This window comes from Pedobacter sp. UYP30 (genome assembly GCF_040547165.1).
Classification (GTDB): domain Bacteria; phylum Bacteroidota; class Bacteroidia; order Sphingobacteriales; family Sphingobacteriaceae; genus Pedobacter.
Genome location: NZ_JBEPPD010000018.1, coordinates 1 through 15,280, shown reverse-complemented (window position 1 = coordinate 15,280; position 15,280 = coordinate 1). Strand labels below are relative to the sequence as shown.

Genomic DNA, 15,280 nt, shown 5'->3' with positions numbered 1-15,280 from the left:
TGTTCGAAAAACCTAAAAACTAACTTTATAATTGCTCTAAGTATCTACCTATCGTTTGCTCCAAACCGAGATAGAGTGCATCACTAATTAAGGCATGGCCAATAGAAACCTCCAACAGCCCCGGTATACTTTGTGCGAAATATTTAAGGTTATGCAAATCTAAATCATGGCCGGCGTTTATGCCCAAACCCAATGCATTTGCCTTGTGGGCCGCCGCCACATAAGCTACAATGCTTTTTCCCCTATCGGCAAAATAATTGTGCGCAAAAGCTTCTGTGTAAAGTTCAATTCTATCTGTACCGGTATCTGCCGCAGCGGCAACCATATCAACCACAGGATCTACAAAAATAGAAACCCTGATTCCCTCTTGCTGAAATACAGCCACAATTTCCTTTAAATAGTCTGCATGTTTGATGGTGTCCCAACCATGGTTAGAAGTTATCTGCCCCTCGGCATCAGGTACGAGCGTAACCTGAGCGGGCTTATTTGCCAAGACCAAATCTACAAATTTATGCTCTTTGCAATTTCCTTCGATGTTAAATTCCGTGGCAATAACAGACTTCAAATCATAAACATCTTGATAACGAATGTGGCGTTCATCTGGCCTTGGATGAACCGTAATTCCTTGTGCACCAAATTTTTCGCAATCTAACGCCACTTTAACCAAATTGGGATTATCTCCACCCCTGCTGTTTCTAAGCGTCGCAATTTTGTTTATGTTAACCGATAATTTTGTCATGAACCAAAGATAAGTGTATTTTGAGAGAACTGGAGGAGCGAAACTCCTTGTAAAAGCATCAGCCTCTCGAACCTATTGCTTTTTCTTTAAATCTTTTTTTCCCGAAATATTATACCTAAGAAAAAAAGCTTGTTGGTTATCCAAAGCACCATCAACAATATGGTAACTAAAAACAAATTTACCCTCTAAATTTTTGTATTTAATTGGCGTATATCCAAAATCTATTCTATCATAATTTCTAGAGGTATAAAACGAATCGCCATAAATAACGTGGTGACCTTGGCCAACATAAAATGTATTTTGTATGCTAAATTTTTTATAGGATGCGTAAAAATTAGATATGAAACCCACCGGCGTATTAAATTTAGAAGAAATTGCCCTAGTTCTTTCTATAGAAAACATAGCCCCGCCGCTAATGGTTAGGGAATCTAGTTTTGTTTTATTCGACAAATCTAACCCTATTTCTGCCTGCAAACCTCCGTTATCTTGTAAAAAATCTCCCGGAATTGGTACTCCCGCACCCGCATTGTGAAACATAAAAGCGTAATGTGATAGGAAGAAAATGCCAGGTTGATATTTACCCGAGAAACCAAATAAAAATGTTTCTTTGTCTTTTGCTGTTTGCCTGCTTGTCCAATCTAACCAAACGGTTTCTTTAAATTTTTTGGTTTGATACTTAACCAACATCCCCTCTATATTTGGGCGATAATATTGTAAAGTATCTCTTAATAACCCTCTAGGGTAATCATCAACTAGATTTAGGCGCGGGAAAGACCCGATAAAAAAATTCCAATTGTTTTTTTTATGCTCATAATAAATAACAGGTTCAATTTTGTCGAAAAACGTATTTTTCTGTGAACCAAATTCGTATAAAGCATTAAAGCCAACCCTAAATCTGTTAAAGCTATCTAATTTTAATCCAATTTCTGGCGAAATACGATTGCCAAAAATAGTTTGCGAAAACCTTTTAGAGCGGGCGTATTCCCTATTATCCATAAAGCCAAAATAATTCAGGTTGCCTTCAATAGTTTGCGCTTTTGCTCCGAAATTATTTATCGTTAAAAACAATAAAACTACAAAGACAATTTTTTTAATATTCATATTTACTTAACTTTTATAGAAATCATTTTGCTATTTCTTGTACCGGCAAAAGGTTCGGTTTTTATAGATAAAAATAACTTATAGTCGCCGTTTGTGCCGGGCGATGTAATTTTAAGACTAATTTTTTTTATTTCATTCGCTTTTAAAGTAATATTTCTCAGCGAATCTGATAGAGGCGTTAAACCAACAACCGCTCCTTGTTTCATAAAGCCGTATTGGAAACTACATTTCCATTTTTGGTGATCATTTGAAAAAGAGATTGTCTTTTGATAAGGGTTTTTTAATGCAAAAGTAACAGATCTTGTTTCGCTCTTACCCCAATTTTCTGAAAAATCAATAGGCTCGAAATTAATTTTGGGATAAAATCTAACATCTTCTAATAATGTCAAATGATAGATTCCCTTGCCAGTATCTACCGTTTTTTGATTTACAGCATTGGCTTTACCATCTTCAACTAAATAAACATCCGAACCTTGCATCTCATTTTCTAGTGGCCAAAGGTCGTATTGGGTTTGCCTGTAAGAAATAGAGTTGTAAGCTACCGCATTTAAAGATTTAGTGTAAAAATTATAGTAAGAAGCCGCTTGAAAACCATCCTTAAAAATTACCTTTTTCCCGTTAGCGGCCTTACTTAACTTATTTGCCCATGCACCATACCCTTGAAAACCCGAAACAAAGTTAATTTTATCGGCAGTGGGCACAAAACCTGTTATAGCTAAACGAGCCAAAATAATTAAGAAAATATTAATTCCAAATAACCACTTAAACTTATAGAAGTGGTTGATGTTTTTACTTGCATACACATACGCTAAAATGAAAAGTGCTACAAACTCTATTAGTGCCCATTGAGCCTGTACCCTTCCTTTAAATGTGCTAAAAAAGAAGAAAACGAATACGCCATAAAAAATAAATTTTAAAGATTTTAGAAAGGCATCTTGATTCGTTTTCAATTTAAACCCGTAATAAAAAAGCAACCACCCAACTAATGGCCCCATCATTAAAAGCTGATCTAAAAAATATTGTAAAGTATACTCAAGTCGGTATGGTGTTGCAGAACGATCTATAATATGATAGTAAAACGATGGAAAGCCATTTTGGTATTGCCAATATAAATGCGGTAAGCATAAAGCTATAGCCAATGAAATAACCAAATAAAAAGACCTTCTTTTGAAAAGATGAACGTTGGAGATCAGCACAAAAAATATTAACAAAATGCCATGATATTTGCTCAAAATTAATGCTCCACATGCTAGCCCTAAAAAAACTGCCCAGTATACTTTATCTTCTTTTAAATAAATTTGATAGAGATAAAGAAATAAAACGCTAAAGAAAAACAGTGGCACATCTGGAGTTGTGATAAAAGCATAAACCTGAAACAACAAAACCGAGCTTATCATGATGATAAACATTGAGATGTTTGCGTTAAATTTTTTAACAATTTGATACAACAAAATAATTGTACCCAAGTTGCTGATCACGGTAAATAACCTTAAACCTAACGTGTTTTGAAATAATGAATAGCCTGCTTTAATAAATAAAGCTACCATTGGCGGATGATCAAAATAACCCCAGGCTAAGAATTTAGAATACACCCAATAATATGCTTCGTCTGCATGAAGGCCGGTAAAATAAGATTGCAGAAGATTGGCTATGAAAGTTAAAATAAGAAATATGATAAAAAGATTTCTGCTCTTAATAGTAGAGGGTTTACCGTGCAGAAACTTATTTATCATTTCGCAAAAGTATACATATTGTTTCTTAAATTCAACAAGGAAAAAGCCTAAGAAAAACCCTTATCTTTTGGGCAAGCGCGGGAATTACCTTCCTTGCTTCTTCTGTTTCTAAATTTAAACTAGGGCACAACATTCTTCTGCTGTTTCCTGCTACTTCAAATAGATTTTCAGGATTTGGAAGGTAGTCATCTAACATTTTGCCTCTTGTTTATAGCTGAGCTCTTTCTGTGACGCAGATATCCAATACAGGAAAAATCAGAAGCACATCAAATTTTATATTAAATGTTTCCAGCGTCTTTCTATTTTTTCAGTGTTGTCCTGTTTTATCTGCTGAAGCAGAAGCAGCGCTTTAGAGGCACAACTTTGGAGAAATAATAGGTGCTATGCCAAATAAATCATTAGACAGACCAGGCTAATTAATTTTATCCTGGCCTTTTTAGGTAAGCTTTCAATGGTGGGTTAAATTTTCCCCATGAGCCTAATTTTTAGATAAAACTTCTTTTATATCTTTCAACTCTTCTTTAATAGCGTTATTTGTTTCTTTGAACACTTTTGTTTTAGATTTAAGAGTTTTGTTTACTATCCACTGAATGAGCTTGTTTTCATAAACATAAAACCGATTTTCCTCTATCTTCTTTATTTTAAATCCTTTTACATAAATAGGCTTGTCGTAAAATGTTTCCTTTTTATATTGAAAAAACAATCCTGTCTTGTTAAAATAATAATCCGTTTCTACCTTTCCAGTTTCCCCATAAAAGACTGAGTGGGCTTTTGTTAAAAATGTATTGTCATAGTACCCAATAATTTCGCCTCCTTCAGAAGACATATCAAATACTTCTCTCTTCTTCTTTTTAAAAGATTTCAATTTCGAATTTATGGCTAAAAAATCTCCTCTTATTTTTTTTATAATTGCACAGGTGTCTAATGCAACGGAAGGCACAAGATTATTTCTATTTACATTACTGTCAATATTATAATTGAATAAAAGAGATACGAAATGTATTAGTAATATATTAACCATATTGTTTATTTTGCTGATTTTAAATCTCTTATACTTTTTCCAAAAGTCATTTGGAAATGTGGATAATCTTTAAACCTTTTCCAATTACCTCCCCATTCAAAGCCCAAACGTTCGCCAATTTTAACTACATCGTTTGGAACAACTGTCCAAATAGCCCGCCCTTCCTTTATAATAACAACATCAATAGCCAAAGCATAGTTGTCATAACTTAAACCGCCCCTAGCTTTAGTTACAATATTTCCGGGAGCTGTTCTTCCTATATTATACAATGAATCTTGTTCCGCTGTAGTTCTTAGTGCCTGAACTATTCTTAATTGTATCCCTAATTCTTCCTCTACTGTATTAATAAATTCTCTTGCAGGATTTTGTAATCTTATATCTAATGTGGAAATTTTAAAATTGGTTGATTTATCCCATGTTGGCCTAGAAGAGTTGGAAAGCCGGTTTTCCACAAATAAAGTCAATGTATTTGCTTTTTTATTATGCTTTAATTTCCTTTCTTTTCCCCAACTAGTTAAAGGATCAAGTGAATAGTAATCAACATCAATTCCGCCGTATGCAGATATTTTTTTTACCTCATAGTTTCTATGCAGGTTACTAACAATAGAAGAGATTAATAAAGTAGAATATGAACGTGAATAATTATCAATTAATGATGCAAAGGGATCATTGAAAGTAAAGATGATTCCAATCTTTTGTCTATTTTTCTTTCTCAATAAATACTCCATAATATGTAAATTGTCTTCATTGATTTTGAGAAACCTCGCTATAAGTTCTAGTTTATTGCGTATGACCTACTATCAATCAAACTTGAATCTATATCTGCGGCTTTTATTTTTTAGCTTTACCAAAGATATTAAAAATTTCTGGTCAGAAGTTGGCAGTTTCAAAACCGCTTGGCCAGGTGCTACAGGTATTACCGGAATCGCTAAAATAGGTAATTTTTTATGCTCGATTTGCACAGAACGAATAATATTAAGAAAAACATCTTTTACATTATTTCTGTTTTAAAACGAGGTTCTTCCCAATAACTTTTGGCAATTCCGCACAGACCGTTTAACTTAGCGTGCTAAATTTTAGAGTAATCCATGCAGCGAGAAGAAAAAAAAACCTACCTCATCCTCATCTTTCTTTTGGCGGTTTTTGGAATTCCAGCGCTCTTTACCACCATTATAGAGCCAGATGGCGCGCTTTACGCAAGCATTTCCAAGAATATGGTGCTACACAACGATTGGCTAAACCTATATAACCGTGGTGCAGATTGGTTAGATAAGCCACATTTACCTTTTTGGTTGGCCGCAATATCCTTCAAAATTTTCGGCATCAATAGTTTCGCCTACAAACTTCCATCTTACCTAGCGGGATTAATGGCCGCCTGGTTTGTATTTAAATTCGCTAAAAACATCTATGCAGAAAAAATAGCATACCTTTCTACGATAATATTTTTGAGTGCGCTCCATGTAATTGTTTCTACATTTGATGTAAGGGCAGAAATCTACATCGCCGCCTTTGCATTCGGAGCTATCTATTTTTTTGAGCGCGCAAGTAATCGAGAGAAATTTAGCTGGGCGTTGATTTTGGGAGTACTGTTTGCTGCATGCGCTGTAATGGTAAAGGGCATTTTTGTGCTAATTACCATTTTGGGCGGCTTTGTAATCTACTGGCTAATTAACAAAAAATATAAAGAGTTTCTAAAATTGAAGTGGTATTTGGCAGTTTTGCTAATTTTCGTGTTCATTACGCCAGAACTTTATGCGCTTTACACCCAGTTCGACATGCACCCCGAAGTTCTTACACTAGGTAAACGAGGCGTGTCTGGCATCAAATTCTTTTTTTGGGATAGTCAGTTTGGACGGTTTTTTAATACCGGCCCAATTAGAGGCAAAGGAGACCCAACTTTCTTTCTACACACTACATTATGGGCATTTTTACCTTGGTCGGTACTGTTATATGTGGCTGTTTTTAACCTATTTAAAAAAAGAGAACGCTACAAAATGCCTAAAGAAACCATCATTCTTTGGGCAAGTGCTGGAATTACCTTCCTTGTTTTTTCTCTTTCTAAATTTCAACTACCGCACTATATCCTGCTGCTGTTCCCTCAATTTGCAATCATTACCGCGCTTTACATTGCCGATAAAAAAGAGAAATCTTTAAAAAGTCTAGTTGTCGTGCAATCGGTCATCGTACTCTTGGTTACCGTCGCACTTTTGCTGCTAACCTTCTATTTCGGCTTTAATCGGCCTATTTTAATTGCGGCAATCTTAATTGGGTTTTTAGCCATTGCCTTTTTAGTCTTTAAAGAAATAAGCCTTCGGACGCTTATCGGAAGAAGTGTAGCGGTCTCGCTAAGTTTAATGATATTCCTCTACTTTTTCTTTTATCCATCGCTTCTAAAATACCAAGCTGGTAGCGAGGCTGGCCAATGGCTATCCGTCCATAAAACAAATGCAAAACCAGGGGTATTTATGTACAACGATGCCTATTCTTTTGATTTTTATGCCAAGGGCGAGGTAAAATACTTTTATAACCTTAACGATTTACAAGGCTACAAAGACAAAAGAAATTTGGTTTTGTACGTTCGCGAAACAGAGTTAGAGACACTTAAAAAAGCGTACAATGTGCAACTTCTTAAAGGATTTGTTTATTTTCACGCCACCAGGTTAACACCAAAGTTTTTAAATGCAGCCAGTAGAGCAGCTACCTTAGAGCGGTTTTATTTGGTTACGCTGAATTAATATATGGAAATTTTCTACAGAATCATCAAATTTGGGCTGACAGGTTTTCTGGGCATGGCGATAGATTTTGGTGCCACTTGGCTTTTTAAAGAAAAGATTAAGATTAACAAATACGTTGCAAATGCCATTGGTTTTAGTTTGGCGGTAACCAACAACTACTTTATAAATAGAATATGGACTTTCCAGAGCACTAATCCGCATTTGGGCACCGAGTTTAGCAAATTTATATTTGTAAGCTTGGTCGGTCTTGGCTTAAATACCTTTATTATTTACCTCTTCCATCAACGTAAAGACGGAATAAACTTTTACTTGGCGAAGTTTTTTGCCATTGTGATTGTTTTTGTCTGGAATTTCTTGGCAAACTGGCTGTTTACTTTTAGGTAATGTTTTCTCTACATTAAAAAAAACGACATCTTAAGTAATATTTTTAAGTACAAAAGAAACCGAATTAAATCGATGCGTTTAAACCAACAAATCAAATTTTCTTTTTTGACGGGGCTGCTTATTTAAAGACAATGGATTTTGGCTGGAACTTAAAAAACTGATAATATGAAGATTGAGATGTTGTATAGACAAAAGTAGATTTATGATTAGAGAATTAATTGAGGTAAATAACTACCGTTCAATTGTAAACGACCAAAGCGAATCTATTTATATCAAATTTAAAAGGACGCTGAAAGTATACCTAGTGCTTCTAATAGGCCTTCTCATTGTAGGCTTGGCTATTGAAGCTGTAGATCAAGTAGTAAAAAATACTTTCCATTTAAAAAGTCTTGTCGACATAAACAAAACAAATTTCAAAACTTTTTTCTTAAAAAACGGGAAAGTAAAAGCTTTTCTTATCGCATGCATTTTTATTCCCATAATGGAGGAGTTTTTGTTCCGCATTTGGTTGGATTTAAAAAAGAACAATATTGCAATATTTTTTGCCACTATTATTTTTGTCGTTTCAGGGTTAAAAGTGATGACATTGCCTCCATACGTGGTTTTTTTAATCAGGATAATTCTGAGCATTGGCATATTTTTTCTTACTCGATATTTAATAAAAGATGTAATTTTTCGAGTTACAATCTATCAAAAACAGTTAATAATTGCCTCAATCATCTTGTTTGGATTGGCTCACATCTCAAATTACTCTCCTATTTATTGGAAAATTATCTATTTGTATCCCATCTACGTGTTGCCGCAGCTACTAATGGGAGTTGGGTTAACATACACCAGATTAAAAAGCGGAATATTTTGGAGTATCTTTCTACATTGTTTAATCAATTCAATTTCTCTCCTGATGATTTTTCACAGATGAAAATCATCAGTCAATTTTGAGGAATAGAAACACCGTAGGCCGAGCCGATTAAACCAACTGTGTGTGTTCTCGGTTAATTAAAATACTAGTTTTACAAACAATGGATTTCGCCCCAATTTTTAAAAAAATGGAATTCTGAAAATACCCATAAACGATGCTTAAAAAGAAGATTTATCTATTTAGTGGTCTTGGTGCCGACGAAAGGGCTTTTAGAAAGCTTGACCTCTCGCCTTTTTCGGCAATCTATATCCAATGGATTCTTCCTAAAAACAATGAATCTATTGAAATGTATGCAACAAGACTTTTAGCACAGATTACTACAACAAACCCCATATTAATCGGGCTTTCTTTTGGAGGAATAATGGCCATTGAAGTTGCAAAACAAATATCAACTGAAAAAATCCTATTAATTGCATCTGTAAAAACATCTTCTGAGGTTCCATTCTACTATCGCATTGCAGGAAAACTAAGGCTGCATAAACTATTGCCTCAAAAATTATTGTTGCATGCTAATTTTATAACAAACTGGTTTTTTGGTGTTAAATCGAAACGAGAAAAAAATGTATTAAAGCAAATTTTAAAAGACACAGATTCTATCTTCTTAACCTGGGCGATTGATAAGATTGTTTCTTGGAAAAACAAAGAAATCCCTTCAAATATCATTCACATTCATGGCGAAGACGATAAGATATTACCACGCAAGTTTGTAGATGCCAACGTTATCATTAAAAATGGCGGGCATTTAATGACTTTAGATAAGTCTGGGGAAATAAGCAAGCTGCTAAAACTTTATATCATCTAACAAGCTGATACCTTAAAAGAAACAATCTAGTAAAAAAGCCTCTCCACATTTAGAAAGGCTTTCGATTGTTACATTTTTGCGACAGCTTTTTTTGCTTTGTGATGGTGGTGATGATGACCTTGATGGTGATGGACTTTGTGCTTTTTCTTCATCGGAGTTTTTTCTGTAGCGGGTTTTGTTGGCATGGTTGTCTGTGCGCTAACAGTGCTCAGAGAAAAAGCGGCAATCAGGGCGATTGCCAAAATTTTAATTGCTTTCATTTTTATCAGAATTAGGTGTACAACTTTGTTAATTGCTCAATAAAGCTAGCGTACAAACATGAAGAATTGATGAACTATGGCAAAATAAAATTTAGCATTTTACCGTTCTTAGCACTTTAATAATCAGTGGGTTAAACTCTATGATTACTCGGAATCATCAAAATAAATCGAAAAATATCTTTAAATTGCCATAGATATTTACCCACTCGTTACTAGCAAATTACTAGGAGAAACAAGACTTTAAAAATTATCTGTATTGTGGCCGTGGTGGCTATAGTTGTTTACTTGGGCTTTAACTGGGCTGATGTTAGAGCTGGCTTTATAGATGGATGGAATGGTGTGCATCGTTAAGAAATTAATTGCTTGATTTAAGACTAAGGCAAATCAAACGAATAATCATAGCGTATTCTAGAACTTGTTAAAACCTTTTCGTTAACAGAATTTCCATCGACTGTTATTTTGTAGTTTGCGGTAGATTTATCGCCTTCTGCCAAGGTCTTTATCTGTACGTGCGTACCCGATTTTAGTGTAATAGTTTTCTTCCAATTGCCAATAATATTTTTCAGTTTGGTCAATTTTCCGTCTGAGTTGGTGTAAGCTACACTAGCCGACAAATCTGATCCAAAATTTGCTTCGTAAACAACCTCGTAACTGTCTTTTTGCGCGATGTGTAATTTACCTACCGACATGGAATAAATTTTAAGGCTATGACAACCGGCCAATAAAATAGCTGAACAAACTAATAAGGCTAATTTTTTCATGATTCTAATTGCTTTTATCTGATGACGACCAAAGTTTTAATTTGGTTGCAAGCCACTCTTAATTTTATTGCTCAAAATCTTACAATGTTAAAAGCGCATCCCTATTCAAATTTTTCGAAAACTTTTCTTTCAACATCTTCAGCTTTGGTGTGATGTAATTTTTGCAAAAAGGTTTTTCGGGGTTGTTTTGATAATAGTTTAAATACTGATCGCTGTTCTGCCTAAAAGAACTAAAAGGTAAAACTTGGGTAAGGATGGGTTTATCAAAATCAGATTGATGCGCCTTCAAAATATTTTCGAAATCTTGCTCTTGGTCTGCATTGAAAAAATAGAGCGCCGAGCGATATTTAGCACGAAGTTGATGTTCGCTTGTACAACTGTGGCTGTGTAAATGAATGGCAATAATGTCTTGAAGTGAAATCTCATCTGGACTAAAATCCAATATAATTGCTTCTGAAAATTCTTGATAAGGCTTTTCTGAGGCAATCCAACCTTGTTTTACGTTACTAACGCCAATAAGCGATTGGAAAATGCCTTCGGTACACCAGTGGCAACTGCCGCCCAAGCCCAAAGTTTGGATGTTGTTTTCTTTGTTTTCGTTCATTTAAATCCACATATCGCATAATTTCAACCACAAAGTACACAAAGGTTTTCACAAAGTTCACGGAGAAGGAGGCCACTTTTCTTTGTGTGCTTTGCGTAGTTTTCTCTGTGACCTTGGTGGTTCTTTCTACTAAGACAATGCTGCCTCGACGAAGTTGAATGCCCTGAGAACTCCACTTTCCAAACTTAAAACGTACAACTCAACCTCGGCCTCAACTAAGAACTACTTCCGCTGTAAAATAAACCCGATGGCAGCGAGCACGAGCCCATTTTTTTTGGCGAGTAAAGCGGACAGCGGGGCTGCAATTGCCGAAGAATTACTGGACCCTCCGTTTTCAAATAAAAAATAAATCCACAAAAAAAGAGATGCGCTTTACACACATCCCTTTTTTAACTATTAAATCTCAGACTTCCAGACTTCGGACGTCTGACTTATTCTAGTAACGGTATTCGTCTGATTTGTATGGACCATTTACGGTAACGCCAATATAATCTGCTTGATGTTGGTCTAACACCTCTAACTCTACTCCGATTTTTTCTAGGTGCAAACGGGCTACTTTTTCATCGAGCACTTTTGGCAATACGTAAACTTTGTTTTCGTACTTGCCAGTATTTTGCCACAACTCTAATTGTGCCAATACTTGGTTAGAAAAAGAGTTGCTCATTACAAAACTTGGGTGGCCAGTTGCGCAACCAAGGTTAACCAATCTACCTTCTGCAAGCACAATTACGTCTTTACCATCGATGGTGTATTTGTCTACCTGAGGTTTGATCTCTACTTTGGTATCGCCGTAGTTGTTGTTTAACCAAGCCATGTCTATTTCGTTATCGAAGTGACCGATGTTGCAAATAATGGCTTTGTCTTTTATCGCACGGAAGTGCTTTTCTCTAACAATATCGCGGTTTCCGGTAGTGGTAACCACAATGTCGGCCTCTTTAATGGCGGTATCTAATTTCTTCACTTCGTAACCTTCCATGGCAGCTTGTAATGCACATATTGGATCTATTTCTGTAACGATTACGCGCACGCCTTGCGAGCTTAAAGATTCTGCAGAACCTTTACCAACATCGCCAAAACCACAAACAACGGCAATTTTACCTGCCAACATTACATCTGTAGCACGGCGAATGGCATCTACCAATGACTCGCGACAACCGTATTTGTTATCGAATTTAGATTTGGTAACCGAATCGTTTACGTTGATGGCCGGCAAATGCAACGTGCCATTTTTCATGCGCTCGTATAAACGGTGCACGCCAGTAGTGGTCTCTTCTGATAAACCTTTGATAGCTGCGATAAGCTCTGGAAATTTATCGAAAACCATGTTGGTTAAATCGCCACCATCATCTAAAATAAGGTTTAATGGTTTTTGCTCTTCGCCAAAATGTAGCGTTTGCTCTATACACCAATCAAAATCTTCTTCTGATAAGCCTTTCCAAGCGTACACTTGTATGCCTGCGGCAGCCATTGCGGCGGCGGCATGATCTTGCGTGGAAAAAATATTACAAGAAGACCAAGTAACTTCTGCACCAAGGGCAACCAAGGTTTCTATCAAAACGGCGGTTTGGATGGTCATGTGCAGACAACCTGCAATGCGCGCGCCTTTTAAGGGTTGCGATGGGCCAAACTCTTCGCGTAAGCTCATTAAGCCTGGCATTTCTGCTTCGGCCAATCCAATTTCTTTTCTGCCCCAATCGGCCAAAGAAATGTCTTTAACTTTGTAAGGAAGGTATTTTGTCTCTACTGATGACATAGTTTTTTGTTTTAATTATTTGATAATTAGTTTATTACATGAATTTTAAAAAGGCATTTGCTTGCTATTTGCACACCTACCAATAAATATTCTGCTTTAATACGTCAAAATTACATAATTGTTTAACCAAATTCAAAAGCCGGAAAATTAAAGGATTAAAGGTTGTCGAATATAACTTTGGTATGGCAATTAAAATTATCAGTGCGATTGAGTGTCGCCGCCCTCTAACCAATTCACCAGATCACTTTGACGGAAAAAAAGTTTTCCCATCTTTTTAATAAATGGCACTTGGTTTTTACACACCATCACTCTTAATGCATTTGGTGTGGTGCTCAAAAATTCTGCTGCTTTATCAATTTTCAGATAAGCTTCAGAGGCTTTACCGTTCAGTTTCTCACCATGTATTTGCGGGAGAAGATCTTCAATCGCTCTTAGTCTGCTATCTAGAATTGAAAAAGGGTTGTCCATTTATATGCTTTGTGATGCAATATAAAATTGAAACGGGAATTATCAAAGCTTTTAATGAAGTGGATAATCACTTTTTTAGGGCGTTTTTTACATTGCAAGATGTATTTTTGTGTTACAAAAAATATAGAATTGTTACAATGCCAATCTTATAGAATTGGGTTAAAAACTCATCGCAACTCTGATTTTGAAAAAATTAACTTACCCCAAATCTGAACCTGAAGCTATAAGCACATACTTTTAAATAGATATATAGATACAAAAGTTTGTTGTTACTTTGTTACTTCATAGCCAAAAAAAAGCAACCAATATTTCTATGTGGTTGCCTCCAATTGTTAACTTTTACTAAAGCTTGCTATTTATAAGGATATTCAGGAAAGTCTGCGCCCAGCAATTTAAATTTATCAGACCATTCTAATTTTAAAGATTCGTATTTTTTCAAAGACGGTTTCAAGTTTATTTGCGACCAAACGTATTCTTGAGCTGCAAAAAGTATTTCAGCATCTGGCCGATTCATAAAAGTGCGTTTGTTGTATTCATCAAACCAATTAGGCTTGTCAATGCTTTTAAGTTGATTTTTAATTTTGTCAATGTTATTGGCCATGACAAAAAAGGTTATGAGCGCCACTAAGCTCAAGAATCCGGAAATAAAAATTAATGTGTCGTTCATGCGAGTTTAAATTTAGTTTCTCAAACATAAAAAAAACAATCATCAAAGCATGAAACAATACAGAAAAGAGAATATAACGGGAGGTTAATAGCACGTTATATTGTCATTAAATTGTCAATAATTAAAATTATTTTTAATTTAAATTGTAAATAATTTTTCATTTAAATTTTAGAAATCTTAGACAGGGGCGTTTATTTTGATTTTTCTACCTTGCGTACCGCAACTGACAAGAAAGTTGACTATAGAGCTTCATTTCATTGCTAAACGAATCATTTAACAGCCTATTGCGGAAGATGTTTAACACTATACACTCTATTATTAAGCACAACTTTATCATTGACTACTGAAACAGTATAAGCTTTAACTTCATCTATGTTTATGCAAAAATTAGTTAAATTGGTATAACTTTGGTTAATTCAATATCAATCAATTTCCAAATTAGCATGTCAGAGAAACAAGAATATTTAAACATTCAACACTCTAAGCAACATAGAAGCGTAAAGGGAGAAGTAACGGGTATAGATTTCCAAAATGATGGATTTTATATTGTATATATTCCATCGCTTAAGTTAAGCGCGTACGGGAATTCACCGGAAGACGCAAAAGACATGATGGTTAAAATTATTATTCCAGAATTTTGTGAAAGTTTAATGAAACTTTCCATAAGCGAGGCTTTATCAGAACTGAAGAATATGGGTTGGAATTCTAACACTTTTTTTAGAAAAGAGTTAAGTAAATCTGCTCATGTGGATATAGAGGGGATTTTGAGAGAGTTTGATTTACCTAAAGACACTAAAGTAAATGAAAGTGTGTTAAAAGTAGCCGCTTAATATGGGGGGTTATAGACCTGTAAAAACAAAGTGTTGGATTGCGTTTCTCAAGTTTAAAAATTGTAAACATATTAGAACAACTGCTTCTCACGACCAATGGCAATGCCCAGGGTGTTTTCGCAATGTAGTGGTAAGAGAAAAAGATAAGGAAATACCTAGCTTTCACATTAACACAAATCTTGATACCATGAAAATTGATAAAAAAGAGTTTTGGAGTTGGGTTGAAACCAATTGCTAAAAAGTATAAAATCCTTAGAAGCCACCCTGACTCGGTGGTTTTTTTTATTCAGATTAAATAAGGCGAACCTTAAATATTCATTGTAATTTGTTTAGCAGCTCGGTTGGGCGGTTTTGTCAAAAGTTGGACTTATTAAAGCTTGACTATCAGATTTGCTAGTAAGTTCAACTTGACTCGTCCTGAAAAAAGTTTACACTTTTTGATTTAAAATCCTAATACAAGTTTACACATTTTTTTTAATCCTAAATACCGTTTACATTTGGCA

At 35.1% G+C, this 15,280-nt stretch carries 17 protein-coding genes; 5 read left to right on the top strand and 12 right to left on the bottom strand.

The annotated features are described in order from the left end of the window. Window positions 1–25: 25 nt before the first annotated feature. The 6 genes from ABIB40_RS16675 to ABIB40_RS16650 all read right to left on the bottom strand — a co-directional run bounded on the left by ABIB40_RS16675 (window position 26) and on the right by ABIB40_RS16650 (window position 5,322). The gene (locus tag ABIB40_RS16675; protein ID WP_354360528.1) at window positions 26–739 is read right to left on the bottom strand and encodes a pyridoxine 5'-phosphate synthase; all 714 of its coding nucleotides are present in this window, start codon (window positions 737–739) and stop codon (window positions 26–28) included. Window positions 740–811: 72 nt separating this feature from the next. Further along, a complete protein-coding gene (locus ABIB40_RS16670; RefSeq protein WP_354360527.1) occupies window positions 812–1,840 on the bottom strand; it encodes a lipid A deacylase in 1,029 nt (342 codons plus the stop codon). A gap of 2 nt (window positions 1,841–1,842) precedes the next feature. Then, window positions 1,843–3,573: an ArnT family glycosyltransferase gene (locus ABIB40_RS16665; protein WP_354360526.1), complete on the bottom strand. Its 1,731-nt coding sequence runs from the start codon at window positions 3,571–3,573 to the stop codon at window positions 1,843–1,845. A 31-nt stretch (window positions 3,574–3,604) separates the two neighbouring features. Further along, the gene (locus ABIB40_RS16660) at window positions 3,605–3,769 is read right to left on the bottom strand and encodes a hypothetical protein (RefSeq protein ID WP_354360525.1); all 165 of its coding nucleotides are present in this window, start codon (window positions 3,767–3,769) and stop codon (window positions 3,605–3,607) included. 282 nt (window positions 3,770–4,051) lie between these two features. Continuing rightward, window positions 4,052–4,594, bottom strand: coding sequence for a hypothetical protein (locus ABIB40_RS16655; RefSeq protein WP_354360524.1), 543 nt, complete (start codon window positions 4,592–4,594; stop codon window positions 4,052–4,054). A gap of 5 nt (window positions 4,595–4,599) precedes the next feature. After that, window positions 4,600–5,322, bottom strand: a complete 723-nt coding sequence (locus tag ABIB40_RS16650) for a M15 family metallopeptidase (RefSeq protein ID WP_354360523.1) — start codon at window positions 5,320–5,322, stop codon at window positions 4,600–4,602. A gap of 360 nt (window positions 5,323–5,682) precedes the next feature. Between ABIB40_RS16650 and ABIB40_RS16645 the strand changes: the two genes are divergently transcribed. The 4 genes from ABIB40_RS16645 (at window position 5,683) to ABIB40_RS16630 (ending at window position 9,434) form a co-directional block, all read left to right on the top strand. Next, window positions 5,683–7,329 (top strand): ArnT family glycosyltransferase, encoded by a 1,647-nt coding sequence (locus tag ABIB40_RS16645; protein WP_354360522.1) that lies wholly within the window; start codon window positions 5,683–5,685, stop codon window positions 7,327–7,329. 3 nt (window positions 7,330–7,332) lie between these two features. Continuing rightward, window positions 7,333–7,713, top strand: coding sequence for a GtrA family protein (locus ABIB40_RS16640; RefSeq protein ID WP_354360521.1), 381 nt, complete (start codon window positions 7,333–7,335; stop codon window positions 7,711–7,713). A gap of 202 nt (window positions 7,714–7,915) precedes the next feature. After that, the gene (locus ABIB40_RS16635; protein ID WP_354360520.1) at window positions 7,916–8,632 is read left to right on the top strand and encodes a CPBP family intramembrane glutamic endopeptidase; all 717 of its coding nucleotides are present in this window, start codon (window positions 7,916–7,918) and stop codon (window positions 8,630–8,632) included. Window positions 8,633–8,786: 154 nt separating this feature from the next. Beyond that, window positions 8,787–9,434, top strand: coding sequence for an alpha/beta hydrolase (locus tag ABIB40_RS16630; protein ID WP_354360519.1), 648 nt, complete (start codon window positions 8,787–8,789; stop codon window positions 9,432–9,434). A gap of 68 nt (window positions 9,435–9,502) precedes the next feature. Here ABIB40_RS16630 and ABIB40_RS16625 read toward each other — a convergent pair whose 3' ends face one another. The 6 genes from ABIB40_RS16625 to ABIB40_RS16600 all read right to left on the bottom strand — a co-directional run bounded on the left by ABIB40_RS16625 (window position 9,503) and on the right by ABIB40_RS16600 (window position 13,881). Next, window positions 9,503–9,694: a hypothetical protein gene (locus ABIB40_RS16625; protein ID WP_354360518.1), complete on the bottom strand. Its 192-nt coding sequence runs from the start codon at window positions 9,692–9,694 to the stop codon at window positions 9,503–9,505. A gap of 374 nt (window positions 9,695–10,068) precedes the next feature. After that, entirely contained in the window at window positions 10,069–10,455 is a 387-nt protein-coding gene (locus tag ABIB40_RS16620; RefSeq protein ID WP_354360517.1) for an MmpS family transport accessory protein, read from the bottom strand. A gap of 79 nt (window positions 10,456–10,534) precedes the next feature. Then, the gene (locus ABIB40_RS16615; RefSeq protein WP_354360516.1) at window positions 10,535–11,059 is read right to left on the bottom strand and encodes a peptide-methionine (S)-S-oxide reductase; all 525 of its coding nucleotides are present in this window, start codon (window positions 11,057–11,059) and stop codon (window positions 10,535–10,537) included. Window positions 11,060–11,495: 436 nt separating this feature from the next. Beyond that, window positions 11,496–12,812 carry an adenosylhomocysteinase gene (gene ahcY / locus ABIB40_RS16610; RefSeq protein ID WP_354360515.1) on the bottom strand — a complete coding sequence of 439 codons (1,317 nt, stop codon included), beginning with the start codon at window positions 12,810–12,812 and terminating at the stop codon, window positions 11,496–11,498. A 198-nt stretch (window positions 12,813–13,010) separates the two neighbouring features. Then, on the bottom strand, window positions 13,011–13,280 hold the full coding sequence (locus ABIB40_RS16605) for a helix-turn-helix domain-containing protein (protein ID WP_354360514.1): 270 nt from the start codon (window positions 13,278–13,280) through the stop codon (window positions 13,011–13,013). A gap of 352 nt (window positions 13,281–13,632) precedes the next feature. Next, entirely contained in the window at window positions 13,633–13,881 is a 249-nt protein-coding gene (locus tag ABIB40_RS16600; RefSeq protein ID WP_354360513.1) for a hypothetical protein, read from the bottom strand. Window positions 13,882–14,390: 509 nt separating this feature from the next. Here ABIB40_RS16600 and ABIB40_RS16595 point away from each other — a divergent pair. Next, window positions 14,391–14,777 (top strand): hypothetical protein, encoded by a 387-nt coding sequence (locus ABIB40_RS16595; RefSeq protein ID WP_354360512.1) that lies wholly within the window; start codon window positions 14,391–14,393, stop codon window positions 14,775–14,777. Window positions 14,778–15,280: the final 503 nt, after the last annotated feature.

Excerpts from the sequence above, each read along its gene's own strand:
- ABIB40_RS16675 (WP_354360528.1), bottom strand. The coding sequence starts at position 739 with ATGACAAAATTATCGGTTAACATAAACAAAATTGCGACGCTTAGAAAC.
- ABIB40_RS16670 (WP_354360527.1), bottom strand. The coding sequence starts at position 1,840 with ATGAATATTAAAAAAATTGTCTTTGTAGTTTTATTGTTTTTAACGATA.
- ABIB40_RS16665 (WP_354360526.1), bottom strand. The coding sequence starts at position 3,573 with ATGATAAATAAGTTTCTGCACGGTAAACCCTCTACTATTAAGAGCAGA.
- ABIB40_RS16660 (WP_354360525.1), bottom strand. The coding sequence starts at position 3,769 with ATGTTAGATGACTACCTTCCAAATCCTGAAAATCTATTTGAAGTAGCA.
- ABIB40_RS16655 (WP_354360524.1), bottom strand. The coding sequence starts at position 4,594 with ATGGTTAATATATTACTAATACATTTCGTATCTCTTTTATTCAATTAT.
- ABIB40_RS16650 (WP_354360523.1), bottom strand. The coding sequence starts at position 5,322 with ATGGAGTATTTATTGAGAAAGAAAAATAGACAAAAGATTGGAATCATC.
- ABIB40_RS16645 (WP_354360522.1), top strand. The coding sequence starts at position 5,683 with ATGCAGCGAGAAGAAAAAAAAACCTACCTCATCCTCATCTTTCTTTTG.
- ABIB40_RS16640 (WP_354360521.1), top strand. The coding sequence starts at position 7,333 with ATGGAAATTTTCTACAGAATCATCAAATTTGGGCTGACAGGTTTTCTG.
- ABIB40_RS16635 (WP_354360520.1), top strand. The coding sequence starts at position 7,916 with ATGATTAGAGAATTAATTGAGGTAAATAACTACCGTTCAATTGTAAAC.
- ABIB40_RS16630 (WP_354360519.1), top strand. The coding sequence starts at position 8,787 with ATGCTTAAAAAGAAGATTTATCTATTTAGTGGTCTTGGTGCCGACGAA.
- ABIB40_RS16625 (WP_354360518.1), bottom strand. The coding sequence starts at position 9,694 with ATGAAAGCAATTAAAATTTTGGCAATCGCCCTGATTGCCGCTTTTTCT.
- ABIB40_RS16620 (WP_354360517.1), bottom strand. The coding sequence starts at position 10,455 with ATGAAAAAATTAGCCTTATTAGTTTGTTCAGCTATTTTATTGGCCGGT.
- ABIB40_RS16615 (WP_354360516.1), bottom strand. The coding sequence starts at position 11,059 with ATGAACGAAAACAAAGAAAACAACATCCAAACTTTGGGCTTGGGCGGC.
- ahcY (WP_354360515.1), bottom strand. The coding sequence starts at position 12,812 with ATGTCATCAGTAGAGACAAAATACCTTCCTTACAAAGTTAAAGACATT.
- ABIB40_RS16605 (WP_354360514.1), bottom strand. The coding sequence starts at position 13,280 with ATGGACAACCCTTTTTCAATTCTAGATAGCAGACTAAGAGCGATTGAA.
- ABIB40_RS16600 (WP_354360513.1), bottom strand. The coding sequence starts at position 13,881 with ATGGCCAATAACATTGACAAAATTAAAAATCAACTTAAAAGCATTGAC.
- ABIB40_RS16595 (WP_354360512.1), top strand. The coding sequence starts at position 14,391 with ATGTCAGAGAAACAAGAATATTTAAACATTCAACACTCTAAGCAACAT.